This is a genomic window from Streptomyces sp. NPDC014891, from assembly GCF_043081085.1.
Taxonomy (GTDB): domain Bacteria; phylum Actinomycetota; class Actinomycetes; order Streptomycetales; family Streptomycetaceae; genus Streptomyces.
This window is the reverse complement of the sequence record NZ_JBIBWF010000012.1, coordinates 150,554-167,524: the sequence shown is the minus strand read 5'-3', so window position 1 is coordinate 167,524 and position 16,971 is coordinate 150,554. Positions and strand designations below refer to the sequence as shown.

Annotated in this window: 18 protein-coding genes; 11 read left to right on the top strand and 7 right to left on the bottom strand. The window is 74.1% G+C overall.

Annotated features, from left to right (window positions below):
• Positions 1 to 165: 165 nt before the first annotated feature.
• Genes ACF09E_RS30215 through ACF09E_RS30195 form a run of 5 tightly spaced genes read left to right on the top strand, consistent with a single transcriptional unit; the run spans position 166 to position 4,790 of the window.
• On the top strand, positions 166 to 1,308 hold the full coding sequence (locus ACF09E_RS30215; RefSeq protein WP_392208703.1) for a serine/threonine protein phosphatase: 1,143 nt from the start codon (positions 166 to 168) through the stop codon (positions 1,306 to 1,308).
• Positions 1,305 to 2,471, top strand: a complete 1,167-nt coding sequence (locus ACF09E_RS30210) for a lipopolysaccharide kinase InaA family protein (RefSeq protein ID WP_392208701.1) — start codon at positions 1,305 to 1,307, stop codon at positions 2,469 to 2,471. The genes ACF09E_RS30215 and ACF09E_RS30210 overlap by 4 nt, the downstream gene beginning before the upstream one ends.
• Before the next feature lie 34 nt (positions 2,472 to 2,505).
• Complete coding sequence (locus ACF09E_RS30205) at positions 2,506 to 3,216, top strand: vWA domain-containing protein (RefSeq protein ID WP_392208699.1); 711 nt, start codon at positions 2,506 to 2,508, stop codon at positions 3,214 to 3,216.
• 2 nt (positions 3,217 to 3,218) lie between these two features.
• Positions 3,219 to 3,758 carry a hypothetical protein gene (locus tag ACF09E_RS30200; protein WP_392208697.1) on the top strand — a complete coding sequence of 180 codons (540 nt, stop codon included), beginning with the start codon at positions 3,219 to 3,221 and terminating at the stop codon, positions 3,756 to 3,758.
• A gap of 15 nt (positions 3,759 to 3,773) precedes the next feature.
• The gene (locus tag ACF09E_RS30195) at positions 3,774 to 4,790 is read left to right on the top strand and encodes a zinc finger protein (RefSeq protein WP_392208695.1); all 1,017 of its coding nucleotides are present in this window, start codon (positions 3,774 to 3,776) and stop codon (positions 4,788 to 4,790) included.
• 22 nt (positions 4,791 to 4,812) lie between these two features.
• Here ACF09E_RS30195 and msrB read toward each other — a convergent pair whose 3' ends face one another.
• The 4 genes from msrB to ACF09E_RS30175 all read right to left on the bottom strand — a co-directional run bounded on the left by msrB (position 4,813) and on the right by ACF09E_RS30175 (position 8,242).
• On the bottom strand, positions 4,813 to 5,217 hold the full coding sequence (gene msrB / locus ACF09E_RS30190) for a peptide-methionine (R)-S-oxide reductase MsrB (protein WP_392208693.1): 405 nt from the start codon (positions 5,215 to 5,217) through the stop codon (positions 4,813 to 4,815).
• 26 nt (positions 5,218 to 5,243) lie between these two features.
• Positions 5,244 to 6,635, bottom strand: a complete 1,392-nt coding sequence (gene murC, locus ACF09E_RS30185) for a UDP-N-acetylmuramate--L-alanine ligase (RefSeq protein WP_392208691.1) — start codon at positions 6,633 to 6,635, stop codon at positions 5,244 to 5,246.
• Positions 6,636 to 6,873: 238 nt separating this feature from the next.
• Complete coding sequence (locus ACF09E_RS30180; protein ID WP_392208689.1) at positions 6,874 to 7,359, bottom strand: indole-3-glycerol phosphate synthase; 486 nt, start codon at positions 7,357 to 7,359, stop codon at positions 6,874 to 6,876.
• Positions 7,360 to 7,465: 106 nt separating this feature from the next.
• Positions 7,466 to 8,242 carry a pyrimidine reductase family protein gene (locus tag ACF09E_RS30175; protein WP_392208687.1) on the bottom strand — a complete coding sequence of 259 codons (777 nt, stop codon included), beginning with the start codon at positions 8,240 to 8,242 and terminating at the stop codon, positions 7,466 to 7,468.
• A 36-nt stretch (positions 8,243 to 8,278) separates the two neighbouring features.
• Here ACF09E_RS30175 and zapE point away from each other — a divergent pair, with 36 nt between their 5' ends.
• From zapE to ACF09E_RS30155, 4 genes are all read left to right on the top strand, one after another.
• Entirely contained in the window at positions 8,279 to 9,364 is a 1,086-nt protein-coding gene (gene zapE, locus ACF09E_RS30170) for a cell division protein ZapE (protein ID WP_392208685.1), read from the top strand.
• A 34-nt stretch (positions 9,365 to 9,398) separates the two neighbouring features.
• Positions 9,399 to 9,830, top strand: a complete 432-nt coding sequence (locus tag ACF09E_RS30165) for an OsmC family protein (protein ID WP_392208683.1) — start codon at positions 9,399 to 9,401, stop codon at positions 9,828 to 9,830.
• Between the two features lie 134 nt (positions 9,831 to 9,964).
• Positions 9,965 to 11,338, top strand: coding sequence for an alkaline phosphatase PhoX (locus tag ACF09E_RS30160; protein WP_392208681.1), 1,374 nt, complete (start codon positions 9,965 to 9,967; stop codon positions 11,336 to 11,338).
• A 125-nt stretch (positions 11,339 to 11,463) separates the two neighbouring features.
• The gene (locus tag ACF09E_RS30155) at positions 11,464 to 12,366 is read left to right on the top strand and encodes a polysaccharide deacetylase family protein (RefSeq protein WP_392208679.1); all 903 of its coding nucleotides are present in this window, start codon (positions 11,464 to 11,466) and stop codon (positions 12,364 to 12,366) included.
• A gap of 15 nt (positions 12,367 to 12,381) precedes the next feature.
• Here the strand turns inward: ACF09E_RS30155 and ACF09E_RS30150 are convergent, their stop codons facing one another.
• From ACF09E_RS30150 to ACF09E_RS30140, 3 genes are read right to left on the bottom strand one after another with little or no spacing between them, the layout of a single operon-like run.
• Entirely contained in the window at positions 12,382 to 13,032 is a 651-nt protein-coding gene (locus tag ACF09E_RS30150; RefSeq protein WP_392208677.1) for an ABC transporter, read from the bottom strand.
• On the bottom strand, positions 13,029 to 13,913 hold the full coding sequence (locus ACF09E_RS30145; RefSeq protein WP_392208675.1) for an ATP-binding cassette domain-containing protein: 885 nt from the start codon (positions 13,911 to 13,913) through the stop codon (positions 13,029 to 13,031). The genes ACF09E_RS30150 and ACF09E_RS30145 overlap by 4 nt, the downstream gene beginning before the upstream one ends.
• Positions 13,910 to 14,584, bottom strand: a complete 675-nt coding sequence (locus ACF09E_RS30140) for an AIM24 family protein (protein WP_392208673.1) — start codon at positions 14,582 to 14,584, stop codon at positions 13,910 to 13,912. The genes ACF09E_RS30145 and ACF09E_RS30140 overlap by 4 nt, the downstream gene beginning before the upstream one ends.
• Before the next feature lie 71 nt (positions 14,585 to 14,655).
• On the opposite strand from ACF09E_RS30140, the gene ACF09E_RS30135 reads away from it, so the two are divergent.
• Together ACF09E_RS30135 and ACF09E_RS30130 are read left to right on the top strand one after the other, a co-directional pair.
• Positions 14,656 to 15,363 carry a peptidyl-tRNA hydrolase gene (locus ACF09E_RS30135; protein ID WP_392208671.1) on the top strand — a complete coding sequence of 236 codons (708 nt, stop codon included), beginning with the start codon at positions 14,656 to 14,658 and terminating at the stop codon, positions 15,361 to 15,363.
• Between the two features lie 195 nt (positions 15,364 to 15,558).
• Positions 15,559 to 16,971: a DUF692 family multinuclear iron-containing protein gene (locus ACF09E_RS30130; protein ID WP_392208669.1), complete on the top strand. Its 1,413-nt coding sequence runs from the start codon at positions 15,559 to 15,561 to the stop codon at positions 16,969 to 16,971.

Below are 16,971 nucleotides of genomic sequence, written 5' to 3'. Positions count from 1 at the left end.
GCCGCCCCGCCGGGCCCGCCGCCGCCTCCCGGGCCGCCGGGTCCGCCTCCGCCACCGGGGCCTCCCGGCCCTCCGCCGCCGCCCGCGCCCGCCGCGGCACCGGCGCCCGCGGGCACGCCGCCGGCGCCCGCGGGTGTCGCCGGTCCGCTGATCGGGCCGGGGCCGATGGCGGGCCCCAAGGGAGCGCACCACGCTCCCGCCGGGTCCCGCGACGAGCCGAAGCCGGAAGAGCGCCGGCTGCCGCCCCAGCTGGTGTGGTCGGCGCCCGACGGCTACACGGGGTTCCAGGCGCTCTCGGTGTGGACCGAGCAGGTGGCCGGTCACGGTGAGGACGCCGAGCCGTTCGTGGTGCACCACTGGCCCGGCGATGAGGGCATGATCGCGGTGTTCGACGGTTCGGGCGGCGCGGGCGCGGGCCCGGTCTGGCAAGGGCCGGACGGCCTCCGGCACACCGGGGCCTGGGTCGGCTCGCGGGTCGCGCGGCTCGCCACCGAGTGCTGGTTCCGCGAGGTGGCACGCGAGGGCGAGGAGGCCGGACCCGAGAGCCTGCACCAGTACCTGGACTGGTTCCTCGCCATGGCACCGCAGCGCCGCAGCAAGATCGGCGGCACCATGCGCCGCCACCTGCCGACGACCCTGGCGGGCGTGCACTACCGCGTCCACGGCAACACCACGGTCGAACTGCGCCCGCTGTGGGCGGGCGACTCCCGGGCGTACGTGCTCACGCCGACCGGCGGCCTGCACGTCCTCACCCGGGACCACACCCGCGAGAGCGACGCCCTCGAACTGCTGCGCACCGATCCTCCGATGACCAACGTCATCTGCGCGGACCGGGAGTTCACCATCGACACGCAGCACATCGCCTCGTTCGACATGCCGTGCGTGCTGATCGCCGCCACCGACGGCTACTTCGGCTACGTGCACACCCCGGCCGACTTCGAGCACCTGCTCCTGGACACCCTGCGCCGGGCCGGCAGCACGTACGAGTGGGCCGACCTGCTCCGCCGCGGCGTCCAGCGGTACACCGGGGACGACGCCTCGCTGGCGCTGCTCGCCCTCGGCCACCAGGACTTCCCGACACTGGCCGCCACGTACGAGCACCGCTTCGCCGAACTGACCGAGCGGTACGCACGGGGGCGCCCGGCCGTCCTCGACGGGACGCCGCGCGCCCGGGGCGGGGAGCCGGAGGAGCCGGAGGGCCCGCAGGAGACCCAGGCCCGCGTCCGCGCCTGGCAGGACCGCACCTGGGAGACCTACCGGACCACGTACGAGACCCACCTGCCGCCCGCGTCCGAGGAGCACCGATGAAACTGGGCGACACGATCGCGGGCTACCGCATCGTCACCGAACCGACCAACGCCAACGGGGGGAAGTGCATCTGGGCCTTCGCGGAGAAGGACGGGGGCCAGTACTTCATCAAGCAGTTCCTCGAACCCAAGCGCCCGCGCGACGACGCCGCCGACTCCAAGAGCGTCCGCATCCGCCGCGAGGTCGCCAAGGAGTTCGAGAAGCGGCACCGCGACGTCATGAAGCGGCTGCGGCCGGACACCCTCGGCGGCGGCAACATCGTGCTCGCCACCGACTTCTTCCACGTGGGCTCCACGTACTACAAGGTCACGGAGCGGATCGACACCACCAGCCTGGACCGGCCCCAGGACCTGGACCCCCGGCAGAAGACGGTGCTGCTCAAGACGCTCGGGTCGAGCCTCAGGCAGCTGCACGACAGCGGCACCGTGCACGGCGACCTCAAGCCGCTGAACGTGCTCGTGCAGAAGCGGGAGGGCGCGGCCTTCCACGCGGCGAAGCTGATCGACTTCGACGACTCGTACGGCTCCGGGAACCCCCCGCAGCCCGACGCCATCGCCGGCGACTCCGTCTACGGCGCCCCGGAGTGGCTCCGCTACATCAAGCTCGACGGGACGGTCCGGCCGAAGGACCTCACCTGCGCGGTCGACGTCTTCGCGCTGGGCCTGATGACCCACACCTACGTGGTGGGCGAACTCCCCGGATACGAGAAGGAGTTCGACTCGCCGGCGGACGCCGTGAGCAGCGGCGCCGAGCTCCGCTTCGACTCCCGCCTCTCGGACGAGCTCCTCGCCCTGCTGCGGGCGATGACGGCCGCCGACCCGCGTGCCCGGCCGGACGTCGGCGTCTTCCTGGCGACGCTCGCCGACCCCGAGGTGTGCACGCTCCGGCACCGCAGGCCCGGGACCACGGCCGCCCCGGCGGCCACCGCGGGCGGGCCCGCCGGGGGCTCCGGCGCGGCCCCGGCCGAGCCGGCCCCCGCGAAGAGCCGGATCCGCTCCACCTTCGGCCGGCGCAGGGAGGCCCCGGCACCCGCGCCCGCCGCGCCCCCGGCGCCCCGCCCGGCACCCGAACCGCCCCCGGCCGCCACCGGGACCCCGGCGCCCGCTCCGGAACCGGGCAGGTCCCGCGTCCGCATCAACCTCGGCGACCGCCGCACCCCCTGACGACCGCCGCACCCCTGACAAGGAGAACGTCCCCATGAACGACGCCCGCGGGCAGTACCAGGGCAATCTGCAGTACGCCGTCGACATCGCGCTCTGCATCGACGCGACCGGCAGCATGCACCCCGTCCTCGGCACGGTGAAGGCGAGCGCCCTCCAGTTCCACCAGCGCCTCGACGACGTGATGGCCAAGAAGGGCAAGTCCATCAGCCAGCTCCGGCTGAAGGTCATCGCGTTCCGCGACTTCGGCGACAACCCCTCGGACGCCATCGAGGAGACGGACTTCCTCCACCTCCCCGCGCAGGCCGCGGACTTCCAGCGGTTCGTCGGCGGCATCGAGGCGGGCGGCGGCGGCGACATCCCGGAGTCCGGCCTGGAGGCGCTCGCCCTGGCGATCAACTCCCCCTGGGAGACCGGCCTCGACCGCAGGCGCCATGTGATCGTGATGTTCACCGACGCCCCCGCGCACGCCCTCGGCACGGTCGGCGCCGACGCGCCCACCTACCCGCGGCACATCCCGCGCAGCCTCGACGACCTCTTCGAGCAGTGGGGCTACGCCCGCAGCCAGAGCTCGGTCATGGAGCAGTCCGCCAAGCGGCTCGTACTGTTCGCGCCCGAGGAGGCCCCGTGGTCGGACCCGATCGCCGAGGAGTGGGACCTCACCCTGCACTTCGCCTCCAAGGCGGGCGAGGGGCTGGAGGAGTTCGAGATGGACGAGATCATCGAGACGATCGCGAACAGCCTGTGAGGTTGGAGTGGGACGGCTTCACGCTGTCCCTGACCTCCGAGGGCCTGGTGGAGTTGCAGTGGATCGGCGCGGGCGTCCTGGAGGCCAAGCCGTCGCACTGCACCTCCGCCTCGTTCCGGCCCCCCTCGGCCACCAGGCCCGGCCACGAGCTGGACTTCCGGTTCCGGTTCCCGGGCGGCGCCTCCGGGACCAAGACGGCCTGGGTGCGCGTGGACGTCCCGCCCGCCATGGTGGACCAGGTCAGGCGGTTCATGGCCGTGCTCTGGCGCGACTACTCAGTGCCGGACCTGCCGGAGGAGTCCGGGCCCGCGGCGGATGCCCGGGGCGGAGGCACGCGCGCGGGTGTTCCCGCCGCCGTCGCCGCGCCGCCGCCCCCGGCCGTGGTCGAACCCGCGGACCCGGCGCCCGGGGCGGCGACGGAGGCCGTGGAGCTGGAGCGCGTGCCCGAGGGCAGCGCCGCGTGGATCCTCAGCCCCGCCGGGGAGAGGTCGGAAGAGCTGTTCGCGGACGTGATGGAACGTCTGGCGAGCAGCGATCGCTGAGAAGGGACGACAGGGGTGGCGGGCTCGGCGGACTGGAAGTGCGCGGACTGCGACAGCAACAACGGGCTCAAGGACACGGCCTGCACCATCTGCGGGTCCACCCGGCGGGCTCCGATGCCGCGGCCCGCGGCCCCCTCGCGCCCGGCGCCCAAGCGCCCGTCGCCCGCGCGTCCCGCGGGAGACTGGCAGTGCCGGGTGTGCCGGGCCACCAACCCGGCGCGGCGGAGCACCTGTTCCGGCTGCGCCAAGAGCCGGGAGGAGTCCGGCGGCCCCGCCCCGAAGGCGACCCCGCCGCCGACCAGGACCTCGCGCGTCACCTCCACCGGGACGTCCGGGAAGGGGACGGCGAAGAAGGCGGCCCCGTCGCGGCCCACGCCCCGGCGGACGGCCTCGCCCCCGCGGTCGGGCGGTTCGAAGGGGACCGGCCCGACTCCGACGGGGCTCCTGTTCCCACCGCCGAGCGGTACCGGCTACACGCCGCCCCGGCGGACGCCGGCCCCGGCGCCGGCCCCTCCGACGTACACCGAACCGAGCCCGTACGTGCCGCCCGCCTCGTACCGGCCTCCGGCGAAGGAGAAGAAGTCGCGCGGCTGCCTGGTCTTCTTCCTGCTGGTCGCCGTCCTCGTGGTGGTCGGGATCCAGAAGGGCTGGTTCGCCCAGATCGGCGACGCCATCGAGGAGGCCGGCACGGAGCCGGCGGCGGGCGACCCGCGCCCCACGGCCGCCGCGTGCCCGGCCAGGATCGCCGACGAGATCCGGGGTGGCGACGGGGCCACCCTGGTCGAGGCCTTCCGTACGAAGAACAAGCAGATCACCCTCTGCCGCACGCGGGCCGGGGCGCTCTACTACTTCGGTGAGTTCAGCGACCGGCGCGAGCCGGGCATCGCCATGCGGGCCGAGCGGACGACGGACGGGTACGAGGCGACGAACAGCCCCTACCGGTACGTCATCCGCGGGGACACCGTCTCCGTCTACAAGTCGGGCGCCCGCATCGGCCGCGAGGAGCTCGTCCCGGAGCCGTCCCCGAGCTGAGCCCCTCGCACGCCGGTGCCGACTACTCCGTGGGCTCCAGCCGCAGCGAGATCGAGTTGATGCAGTACCGCTGGTCCGTCGGCGTGGGGTAGCCCTCGCCCTCGAAGACGTGGCCCAGGTGCGAGCCGCAGCGGGAGCAGCGGACCTCGGTGCGGACCATGCCGTGGGAGCGGTCCTCGATCAGCTCGACGGCGGAGCTGTCCTTCGGGTCGAAGAAGGACGGCCAGCCGCAGTGCGAGGCGAACTTCTCCTTCGACGTGAACAGCTCCGCGCCACAGGCCCGGCAGGAGTACACGCCCTGCGTGGTGGTGTCCGTGTACTCGCCGCGGAAGGCGGGCTCGGTGCCCGCCTGGCGCAGCACCTGGTACTCCGCCGGGCTCAGCTCCGCACGCCACTGCTCGTCCGGCTTCTCGACGTCGTACGCCATGAACTCGCTCCCTCTGCTGCTTGCCGCTACTTCGACAGGTGGTCCAGGATGCGCGGTCCGAGGTCCGTGACGTCGCCCGCGCCCATGGTGAGAACGAGATCACCCGGGCCGGCCATTCCCTCGATGATCTCGGGGACCGCGCCCTTGTTGTGGACCGGGGTCACGTCGGCCCCGGCCTTCCGGGCTGCCTCGATGATCAGCTCGCTGGTGATGCCCGGGATCGGGTCCTCGCGGGCCGGGTAGATGTCGAGGACGACGGAGGCGTCGGCGAGGGCCAGTGCGTCGCCCATCTCCTTGCCCAGCTCCTGGGTGCGGGAGAAGAGGTGCGGCTGGAAGACGACCAGGAGGCGGGAGGCCCCGGCGGCGCCGCGCATGGCCTCCAGGTCGGCGGTCATCTCGGTGGGGTGGTGCGCGTACGAGTCGATGACCTGGACGCCCCTGGCCTCGCCCTTGAGCTGGAGGCGGCGGCCGACGCCGGTGTAGGCGGTGAGGGCGCGGGCGAGGTCGGCCGGGTCGATGCCGACGCGGGCACCGGCGGCGAGGGCCGCGGCGGCGTTGTGCGCGTAGTGGCGGCCGGGGACGGAGACGGTGAAGACGTGCTCGACGCCGTCGAGGGCGACCGTGACCTCGCTCTTCATCCCGTTCGGGACGATCTTGAGGATGCGGGCGTCGGAGTCCTCGGTCTCGCCGACCGTGACGATGCGCAGACCGTCGCGGTCCGCGACGCGGCGGGCCAGCTCGCGGGCGCCCGCGTGCTCGCCGACGACCAGGGTGCCGCCGGGGCGGATCTTGGCGGTGAAGGCCTCGAAGGACTCGTAGATCTCGTCCATGGAGGCGTAGTTCGCGTGGTGGTCCAGCTCGACGTTGAGGACGATCGCGACCTCGGGGTCGTACTTCTGGAAGCTGCGGTCGCTCTCGTCGGCCTCGGCGACGAAGACCTCGCCGTCGCCGTGCAGCGCGTTGGTGCCGGGGCCCGCGAGGTCGCCGCCGATGGCGTACGAGGGGTCGAGGCCGAGCTCGGTGAGGGCGACGGCCAGCATGGAGGTGGTCGTCGTCTTGCCGTGGGTGCCGGCGACGGCGATCGCGCGCAGGCCGTCCATGAGGGAGGCGAGGGCGTCGGAGCGGTGGACGACGGGGATGCCCAGCTCGGCGGCACGGGCCAGCTCGGGGTTGTCGGCGCGGATGGCGCTGGAGACGACCACGGCGGAGGCGTCGTCGGCGAGGTGCTCGGCGGCGTGGCCGATGTGCACGGTGGCGCCCAGGGCGCGCAGCGACTGGGCGGTCGCGGAGTCCTTGGCGTCGCTGCCGGCGACCTTGGCGCCGCGCTGGGCGAGGATCTTCGCGATGCCCGACATTCCGGCACCGCCGATGCCGATGAAGTGCGGCCGTTCCATGGCGGCAGGGATGGCGGGTGCCATGTGGATCTCTCCCCGGAGTGCGTCTCGTGGCTCCTACCTGTTGCGCGCGCAACAGGTAGTGGTGGAAAGCCCCAGCCTAGTGGTTCCGGCCGGGTGGGCCCGGCGGGCGGCGGCGGGGCGGGCGTGTGGCGGGGCGGGGGTGCCGGGGCGCCGGTGCAGGCGACGCCCCGCCCGGGGCGCGCCGGTGCCCGCGACCCCCTGCACGGGGCGCGGGCACCGACGGGTGCCGGCCGGGCGGCTACCCGGCGGCGGCGTCCTCGCTGTGCGCGAAGAGCTTGAGGACGGGCACCCCGACCTTGTGACGGGCCCGGGAGGCCCAGTCGCGGTGGAAGAACTCCTCCACGTAGTGCGGGGCGGTCAGCACGATCACCTCGTCCGCCTCGGCCTCCTCGACCACCGACTTCATCTTGGTGAGCGGGTGGTCCTCGACGACCTGCCCGACCGCCTCGCAGCCGGCGTCCCGCAGTGCCTGGAGCGAGTGCTCCAGGGCCAGCTCGGCGGGGCGTCTGGCCTCCTTCCCCTCCGGCTCGTCGCCCTCGCGGGTCGCCTCCTTCAGTTCGCCCATCGCCACGTCGTCGATGGCACGCAGCAGTACATCGGCCTGGTCACCACGCGGCTGCATCAGAACGATGAAGGACACGCCCTCCTCGCCGTGCAGCGTGGTCACGAACTCCACGTCGACGGCCGTCAGGGGCTTCTCGATCATCAGAACGCTTGTGAACACCTCATGAGCCCTTCTGCGGAAACCATCCTTCCCCGTGCCCGCACGGGGTCTGCGTCAGTAAGTGTGCCCAGCCCACGCTAAGCGGAACGACAAATTCCGCCGATTGTCAGATCCGACGGTAGCGGGTGAAGAGGAAGCCGTCCTGCTCCAGCAGCGAAGCCAGCGCGAAGCGTGTCGGGACGGCCGTCGCGGGCCCCCCGGCGATGCGCTGGGCGTCGCCCGCCGTCATGGTCGGCGAGACCGAGAGGCACAGCTCGTCCAGGACTCCCGCCGCCGTGAACTGGCCGAGCAGCCGGGGTCCGCCCTCGGTCAGCTGCCGCCGGAGCCCGCGCTCCGCGAGCACCGCCTTGGCCCGGGCCGGCTCCACTCCGGCCCCGTCGCCCGCCACCAGCACCTCGGCGCCCGCGGCCCGCGCCGCCCGGACCCGCTCGGCGGGTGCGGCGGCGCCGGTGAGGACCAGGGTCGGCACCAGCGGCTCGGTGAAGAGCGGGAGCGAGAAGTCCAGGTCCAGGGAGGCGCTGACCACGGCGATCACCGGGGCCGGCCCCTGCCGGGCGGCGGCGCGGCGGGCGGCGAAGGCCTCACGCGCGCGTGCGGGGCGGTACCCCTCCAGGCGTACCGTTTCGGCACCGGCGACGACGACGTCGGCCAGGGCCCGCAGGGTGCCGAAGATCCGCATGTCGGTGTCGGAGGAGAGCGGCTGCGACCGCCCGTCGTGCTGTCCCGCCCCGTCGAGCGAGGAGACCATGTTGGCCCGCAGCCACGCGCCCCCGCCCGCGGGGAGCTCCGGGTACGCGTAGGCCTCGGCGAGCGCGTCCAGCGACCACTCCTGGTCAGGGGCGGTGGAAGCTGTCATGTCCGTCACAGGGAAGAGCTGTCGCATCCTCCGAGTCTGACATGACGCTTAGAGTGGGTAACTGTGTCGACCCGTGCCCTCCCCGAAGCCGCATCCACCCCGGCGGCCCCGCTCTCGCTCTGCTCCCGAGAGCCCCATGTCCCCGCCGACCGGCTCGTCGCGGAGATGGTGCCGCCGCCGCGCTTCGACTCCGTGCGGTTCGACACGTACCACCCGGACCCCCGGCAGCCCACCCAGGCCGACGCCGTCACGGTGCTGAGCGCCTTCGCCGAGGGCCTGGGCGGAGCGCACGCCTCCGGCGCCGGGAAGCGCCGCTGGTTCGCCCGCAAGCCGGCCGCCCCCACCGGTCCGCGCGGGGTCTACCTGGACGGCGGGTACGGCGTCGGCAAGACCCACCTGCTCGCCTCGCTCTGGCACGCCACCCCCGCCGAACCGGCGCTCAAGGCGTTCGGCACGTTCGTCGAGCTGACCAACCTGGTCGGGGCGCTGGGCTTCCAGCAGACCGTGAAGACCCTCGGCGGCCACCGCCTCCTCTGCATCGACGAGTTCGAACTCGACGACCCGGGCGACACCGTCCTCGTCTCCAGCCTTCTCGGCAAGCTGGTCGAATCGGGTGTGGCGCTCGCCGCCACCTCCAACACGCTCCCCGGCAAGCTCGGCGAGGGCCGCTTCGCCGCCGCCGACTTCCTGCGCGAGATCCAGGGCCTCTCGGCCCACTTCCGGCCGCTGCGGATCGACGGCGAGGACTACCGCCACCGCGGCCTGCCCGAGGCCCCGGCCCCCCACTCCGACCAGGTCGTCACCGCGACCGCGTACGCGACGCCGGGCGCGTCCCTCGACGACTTCCCGCACCTGCTGGAGCACCTGGCCAAGGTCCACCCGAGCCGCTACGGCGCGCTCACCGACGACCTCGCGGCCGTCTGCCTCACCGACGTCCAGCCCGTCCCGGACCAGTCGACGGCCCTCCGTCTCGTCGTCCTCGCCGACCGGCTGTACGACCGCGAGATACCCGTCCTCGCCTCCGGACTGCCCTTCGACCGGCTGTTCAGCGACGAGATGCTGAACGGCGGCTACCGCAAGAAGTACTTCCGGGCGATCTCCCGGCTCACCGCGCTCGCCCGCGACGCCAAGGGGCTGGTCCCGCAGTAGGTTGGAGGCCGTCACCCGATCGAAGGGATTCACCATGGCCACCGTGCGTCACGCCCACACCGTGTGGGAGGGCGACCTCCTCAAGGGCTCGGGCGTCGTCACCCTCGACTCCTCCGGCATCGGCTCGTACGACGTCTCCTGGCCCTCTCGCGCCGAGGAGGCCAACGGGAAGACCAGCCCCGAGGAGCTCATCGCGGCCGCGCACTCCTCCTGCTACTCCATGGCCTTCTCGCACGCCCTGGCCGGCGCCGGCCACGCGCCGACCCGCCTGGAGACCAAGGCCGACGTCACCTTCCAGCCGGGCGAGGGCATCACCGGCATCCACCTGACCGTGCGCGGCGAGGTCCCCGGGGTGGACGCGGAGACGTTCCAGGGGCTCGCCGAGGACGCGAAGAAGAACTGCCCGGTCAGCCAGGCCCTCACCGGCACGACGATCACCCTCACGGCAGAACTCGCCGCTTCCTGACCCCCGGTCGGCACACGCGCCACATGAGTCCGTTGTGGCCCGCATGTTCACCTGCCACCACCGTGCGTGGTACACACATGCGGGTCACACGTCACTTCACACACCTGTCCGCCAACAGGAAAGTGGGCTGTCTCATGTCCGCGACACGACGTCAGATCCTGTCCCGCACCGGCGCCACCGCCGCCGGGATCGCCTTCACCGGCACCCTCTCCGAACTCTTCGCCGGCACCGCGAGCGCCGCGACCGGCGGCCACACGGGACGGGCCGGCTACGGCCCCCTGGTCCCCGACCCGCACGGTCTGCTCGACCTCCCGGCCGGCTTCCGCTACAAGGTCCTGTCCCGCCAGGGCGACCCGCTCCGCTCCGGCGAGGGCCCCGTCCCCAGCAACCCCGACGGCATGAGCGCCTTCGCCGGCCGCCGCGGCCGCGTGCACCTCGTCCGCAACCACGAGAACCGTGTCACCGGGAAGATCGGCGTCCCGACCGTGCCCGGTCTGACGTACGACCCGGCCGGCAAGGGCGGCTGCACGGCCCTCGAACTCGACGGCCGGAACAACGTCCTGGGCGAGCGGGTCGCCATCGCCGGTACGGCCGTGAACTGCGCGGGCGGCCCCACTCCCTGGCGGACCTGGCTGACCTGCGAGGAGACCGAGGACAAGGCCGGCACCAACGGCTACACCAAGGACCACGGCTTCGTCTTCGAGGTCGACGGCGCCGACCCGCACCGCACCGGGGCCGTCCCCCTCACCGCGATGGGCCGCTTCCAGCACGAGGCCGTCGCGATCGACCCGGCGAGCGGCATCGTCTACGAGACGGAGGACGCCTTCGAGCACCCCTTCGGCCTCTTCTACCGCTTCCTCCCCCACCGGCCGCTCGGCGGCACGGGCTCGCTGCGCGCCGGCGGCGCCCTGGAGGCCATGCGGGTCCCGGGCGTCGCCGACCTCTCGGTGGTGCAGGAGGCGGGCACCCGCTTCGAGGGCGTCGAATGGGTCCCCGTACCCGACCCGCAGGCCGCGCTGACCCCCATCAGGCTGCAGGACTTCGGCCCCCGGGGCATCACGCACGCCCAGAAGCTGGAGGGCTGCTACTGGGGCGGCCGGTCCGTGTACTTCGTGTCCTCCTTCGCGCGCCTGGACGACGGCTCCGGCGCCACGCACTTCGGCCAGGTCTGGAAGTACGAACCGCACCGGCGCCGGCTCACGCTCGTCGTCGTCTTCGGCCCGGACACCGACGTCCGGCTGCCCGGCGAGTCTCCGGACAACATCTGCCTGGCGCCGAGCGGCGGGCTGATGGTCTGCGAGGACGGCGAGGGGGCGCAGCACGTCTTCGGGGTGAGCGAGCGGGGCGAGGTGTACCCGGTCGCGCGGGGCGCGCAGGACATCGGCGGCCCCGGGGCACCGGAGTGGGGCGAGTTCGCGGGCGTCACCTTCTCGCCGGACCGGGCGACCATGTACGTCAACTGCTACACGCCGGGCACGACGTTCGCGGTCACGGGTCCGTGGCACTGAGCTGAGGTCCCCGCCCGGCTGCGGGTGGGTCGGCGTGTGTCGGGGTGTCGGCTGAGCGCGTGGACTCGCGCTCAGCCGCTGCCGCGTCGCGAGTCGTAGAGATTCTGATCAGTTAACTTCCGATTGTGAGATCTTCTGTACGAAATCTGACGGCTCTCGGTCTTCTGGGGGCCGTCCTCGTCGGCTGCGGCCGGGAAGCCGTCGACACCGCCCCGGTCGCCCGTCCCGAGAGGACGGCCGGCACCGCCGCCCCGGCCCCCCAGGGCACCGCCGCCCCGCCCAAGGCCGCGCGCGGCCCCGCCGCACCGCCCACCATGGCCCCGGGCCCCGGCGGCCGGACCCCCGTGTACACACACCGGGTCAAGGCAGCCGGCGGGGCGGCGTCCCAGGCCGCGGAGAAGGTCGTCGCCCTCACCTTCGACGCCGACATGACCGCCGATCAGGGCCCGCGGGCCGCCGGGGGCGAGCGCTTCGACAACCCTCAGCTCATCGCGACGCTGCGGCGGCTCGGGGTGGACGCCACCGTGTTCATGACGGGCCGCTGGGCGGAGGAGTACCCGGACCAGGCGAAGTCCATCGGCGGCGACCCGCGGTTCGAGATCGCCAACCACTCCTACAGCCACTACGCCTTCGCCTCCCCCTGCTACGGCCTGCCGACCGTCGCCCCGCCCGACATGGCGGACGACGTGCAGCGGGCCTTCGACTCCTTCCGCGACGCCGGAGCGGTGAACGTCGTCCCGTACTTCCGCTTCCCCGGCGGCTGCTACGACGACGCGGCCCTGCGCGCCCTCACCCCGACCGGGGTGACGGCCGTCCAGTGGGACGTGGTCAGCGGCGACGCCTTCGCGAAGGACCCGGACGCGGTGGCCGAGCAGGTCCTCGACGGCGTGCGGCCGGGCTCCCTGGTCGTCATGCACTGCACGCGCAGCGCGGCCCCGGTCACCGAGCAGGCGGTCCGCCGCATCGTCCCGGAACTCCGCGCCCGCGGCTACCGCTTCGTGAAGGTCTCGGAACTGATGCGGGGCTGAGCACGGCGGGCGGCCTCACTCCAGGCGGGCCGTGGCCGCGCGCGAGACGGCCGCGCACCCCGCCGCGAGGAGCACGGCGCCCCCGCAGGCGAGCCACGGCGGAGTCGCCGTCGCCGTGCGGGCCCCGGTGATCAGGGCCGTCATCGCGTGCTTCGCGGGCGAGCCGGTGGTCACCAGCGCGAGCAGCGAGCCCAGGACCAGGGCCGAGACGGACCAGCCGGGGCCCCGGACGAACGGCCGCGAGGCCAGCGCGCCGACGCAGGCCCCGGTCAGGACACAGGTCAGGACCGCCAGAAGGCCCGTGGCCACGGCGGCGGACGCGGCGACACCGCGGCGGTCGCCGACCGCGGTCACCGCGAGGACCGCGACCCCGCCGACGAGGGCGGGCAGGAGGGTCCCGGCGGCGAGCGCCGCGAGGTGCGCGCGGCCCCGGCCGGCCGCCGCGGCCACGACGTTCCGGGCGGCGGGCGGCTCCTGGGTGACGCAGATGCGCACCGCCCAGGCCGTCACCGGAAGCAGCGCGCCGGCGGCGAGCCCGAGCGCCCCGAGGACCGGTTCGCCCGCGCGGACACCGACGCCGAGGACGGCCGCGTACAGGAGGAGCGGTGCGAGCCAGCGCTGGGAGCGGAGCAGCAGGCCGGTCTGGTAGCGCAGGAGCGCCGTCATACGCGTACGCCTTCGGGGTCGGTGACCGGTCCGAGACGGTGGATGTGGCAGGAGGCGGTGAGGAGGGCGCCCAGCAGGGCGTCGGAGTGCGCGGCGTCGACGGTGAGGACGGTGGTGCCGTCGCCGGCGGGGCCCGGTGCGACGAGCGGGCGGCCGGGCAGCCGCTCCGGGAGGGGGCGCGGGCCGCCCGAGACGGTGATCCGCACCCGCGGTCGCGGGCCGTCGGCCGGACCGGTCCGCCCCGCCGCCGGGTGGGCCCCGGGAGGCGCCGGGACCGCGTGGACCCGCCCGTCGCACACCGCGTGGACCGCAGACGGCTCCCCCGCGAGCCGGCGCGGGTCGTGGTCGACGAAGACGACGGTCCCGCCGGCCGCTCGGCGAGAGCGGACCGCCGCGTCCAGCTCCGCACGCGCGCCCGTGTCCAGGCCGGTCCAGGCCTCGTCGAGGACGAGGAGGCCCGGGTCCGCGAGGAACGCCTGAGCCACGGCGACCTTCTGGCTCGTGCCCTTGGAGAGCTCCGCCATGGCCGTACCACGGTGCTCGGTCGCCCCGAGGCGTTCGAGCCACTCGCCCGCCCGGTCCCGTGCCCGCGCCCCGCCGAGACCCTGGACCCGCCCCAGGTGGACCAGGTAGTCGAGGGCCGTGAAGGGCAGGGCCGCCGGGAAGCGCTCGGGGATGTATGCCGTGCGGGGCGGGCGGCCGGTGACGCGTCCCGTGGTGGGTGCGTCGACCCCGGCGACGATCCGGAGCAGCGTCGACTTCCCGGTGCCGTTCGCGCCGACGATCCGGACGAGCGCCCCGGCGGGCAGGTCGAGGTCCACCCCGCGCAGGGCCCACGGCCCCCGGAGGCCGTGCCGGCGCCCGACGCGCTCCAGCCTCACCCCGAGGACTTCTGCGGGGTCAGCTCGCTGGGCCGGACGACGACGAAGCCCTGGCCCTCCAGCTTCAGCTGGACCGCCTCGCCCGAGCCGCCGCGGATCATCGAGCCGACGGACTGCGAGCGGTGCAGCGAGGTGCGGAGCTGCTCGCTCCAGCCCACGACGGCGTCGGTGTCGACGAAGACCGGGGCCTGCGGCGTGACGGGAATGACGATCGGGCTGCCCTCGCAGACCAGGGCGACCTTGCCGTAGCCGGAGAAGACGGAGTTGAAGAGGCCTCCGCCGGTCATGCCGGCGCCCTTCACCGTCCTGATCTCGTAGTGCAGGGTGGTGTCGAAGCAGAGGACGTTGCGGCCGTTGACCGAGAAGGCGTCGCCCTGCTCGATCTCGACGATGAAGCAGTTCTGCGCTTCGTGGGCGAACCACGCCTCGCCCTGGCCGCGCACGGTCATCAGGGCGAGGCCCTCGCCGGTGACGGCCCGCTTGAGCAGGCCTCCGATGCCCTGGCCCTTGCGTTCGAAGGCGAGGTCGCCGCGGAAGGCGATCATCGATCCCTGACGGGCGTGCATCTCGCCGTTGACGGTGTATTTGACGGATTTGGCGTTCTGGAGGGTCATTCCCGGGAAGTCCGCGGTCTCGGCGAGGTGTTCGCCGCTGAAAAGATCACTCTTCATGAGGGGCATCCTGTCCCGGAGTCCTCCGTTCCCACAAGAATCGCCCACGGCGGCAATGGCAGACTTGCCCGGTGAGCAGCAACGAGACCGACACCCGCGATGAGAAGCCCCAGTTCGTCCTGCCATTGGTGGTGCGGATCGAACGGGACGCGCCGCCGTCCCGCACCGACGCCCTGGAGACCGCCGCGCGCGCCGTCCTGGAGATCCTCACCGACGACCGCTCGCTCGGCGAGGGCGACTGGGCACAGGCCGTGGCCGACTGGCAGGACGCCAGGATCCGCAAGGTGGTGCGCCGGGCGCGCGGGGCGGAGTGGCGGCGCGCGGGCGCGCTCCCCGGGATCACGGTCGGCGGCCGGGAGGCCGAGGTCCGGGTCTTCCCGCCGGTCCCGCTCGACGGCTGGCCCAAGGAGCTGGCCAGGCTCCAGGTGTCGGGCACCGACCTCGACGACCCGGAGGCGCCCGGTCCCGTCCCCGCCGGGGCGGTCGTGCTGTGGATCAATCCGGAGCTGGAGATGTCGGCGGGCAAGACGATGGCCCAGGCGGGCCACGGGGCGCAGCTGCTGTGGTGGGCGATGGACGACGCGGACCGGAAGGCCTGGCACGCGGCGGGCTTCCCGCTCGCGGTCCGCACCGCCACGGCCGAGGAGTGGCCCGCGCTGACCGCGAGCGGCCTCCCCCTGGTCCGGGACGCGGGCTTCACCGAGATCGCGCCGGGTCCCACCGTGGTGGCCGAGGGGAGCGACCGCTTCGCCCCCGGGCTGCGGCTTCCGCGTCCCTAGGGACCCGTCTCCCGGGGCGGGGGCCGCATGCCCGGCCCGATCCGGGAGGCGGCTTCCGGCCGTAGCGGTCGGATCTCCTCCGTTCGGCGTGACCGAAACGGAACCTCAAATCAACCTCTGAACGTGGTCCTCCCGGGGTTCGAACGCCTCCGCAGCGGCCATCACGTGGATGACTGAGGACCGAAGGAGGGGGACATGACGGAACTCGGCATCGGCATCGGCTGGCGTCCCGAGATCGCTGAGGCGGTGGAGGGGCTGTCCGGCATCGACTGGGTGGAGGTCGTCGCGGAGAACATCTGCGCCGACCACCTGCCCGACTCCCTGACCCGGCTGCGCGAGCGCGGCGTCACCGTCGTGCCGCACGGCGTCTCGCTGGGGCTCGGGGGCGCGGACCGCCCCGACCCGGCGCGGCTCGCCGCGCTCGGCGAGAAGGCCGTGGCGCTCGGGGCGCCGCTGGTCACGGAGCACATCGCGTTCGTCCGGGCCGGGGGGCCGCTCACCGCGACCCCGCAGCTCGAAGCGGGCCACCTGCTTCCCGTGCCGCGGACCCGGGACGCGCTCGACGTGCTCTGCGAGAACGTGCGGATCGCCCAGGACGCGCTGCCCGTGCCGCTCGCCCTGGAGAACATCGCGGCGCTCGTCGCGTGGCCGGGCGAGGAGATGTCCGAGGGGCGCTTCCTGGCGGAGCTGGTGGAGCGCACGGGGGTACGGCTCCTCATCGACGTCGCCAACCTGCACACCAATCACGTCAACCGGGGCGAGGACCCGGCGCGGGCCCTCGCGGAGCTGCCGGTGGAGGCGATCGCGTACGTGCACGTGGCGGGGGGTGTCGAGCGGGACGGGGTCTGGCACGACACCCACGCGCACCCGGTGCCCCGGGCGGTGCTCGACGTGCTGGCGGACCTCGCGTCCCGGGTGGCGCCGCCGGGCGTGCTGCTGGAACGCGACGACGACTTCCCGCCCGCGGAGGAACTGGCGGGCGAGCTCCGCGCGATCCGCGCGACGCTGGCCGGCGCCCGGCGCGGCGGGGCGGTCCGGGCGGACACGGCCCACCGGCACGGCGCCCGGCCGCCGGTGCCCGCGCCCCGCGAGACGCTCCTCATCGGCGCCGGAGCCCGGGTCTCCGGCGGGCCGATGCCCGAGGTCCCCCCGGTGGCCCCCGCCGAGGCGGCGCCCGCCGCCGCGCCGAGCCCCGCGGCCGGCGCCCGGCAGCGCGTGGCGGTCGCCCAGGCCGCCCTTCTCTCCGCGCTCGTCGCCGGCACCCCCGCGCCCGAGGGCTTCGACAACCGGCGGCTCGGCGTGCAGAGCCGGGCCCTCGCGGCCAAGCGGGCCGGGGTCGTCGCGAAGGTCGCGCCGGAGCTCCCCGAGATCCTGGGCGCGGGCTATCGGCCGGCGTTCCTCGCGTACGCCCGGTCCCGGCCGATGAGCGGCGGCTACCGCCGGGACGCGCTGGACTTCGCCGAGCACCTGCTGATCGCCGGACGGCCGGAGGACCCCGCGGCGCGGCGGCGGCTCACCGAGTGGTGGCAGGACCGTTCCGGCAGCCGCCCGCCCGGCCGCGCCACCCGGCTCGTCCGGGCCGCCCGCCACGCACTCGTACGGAAGTGA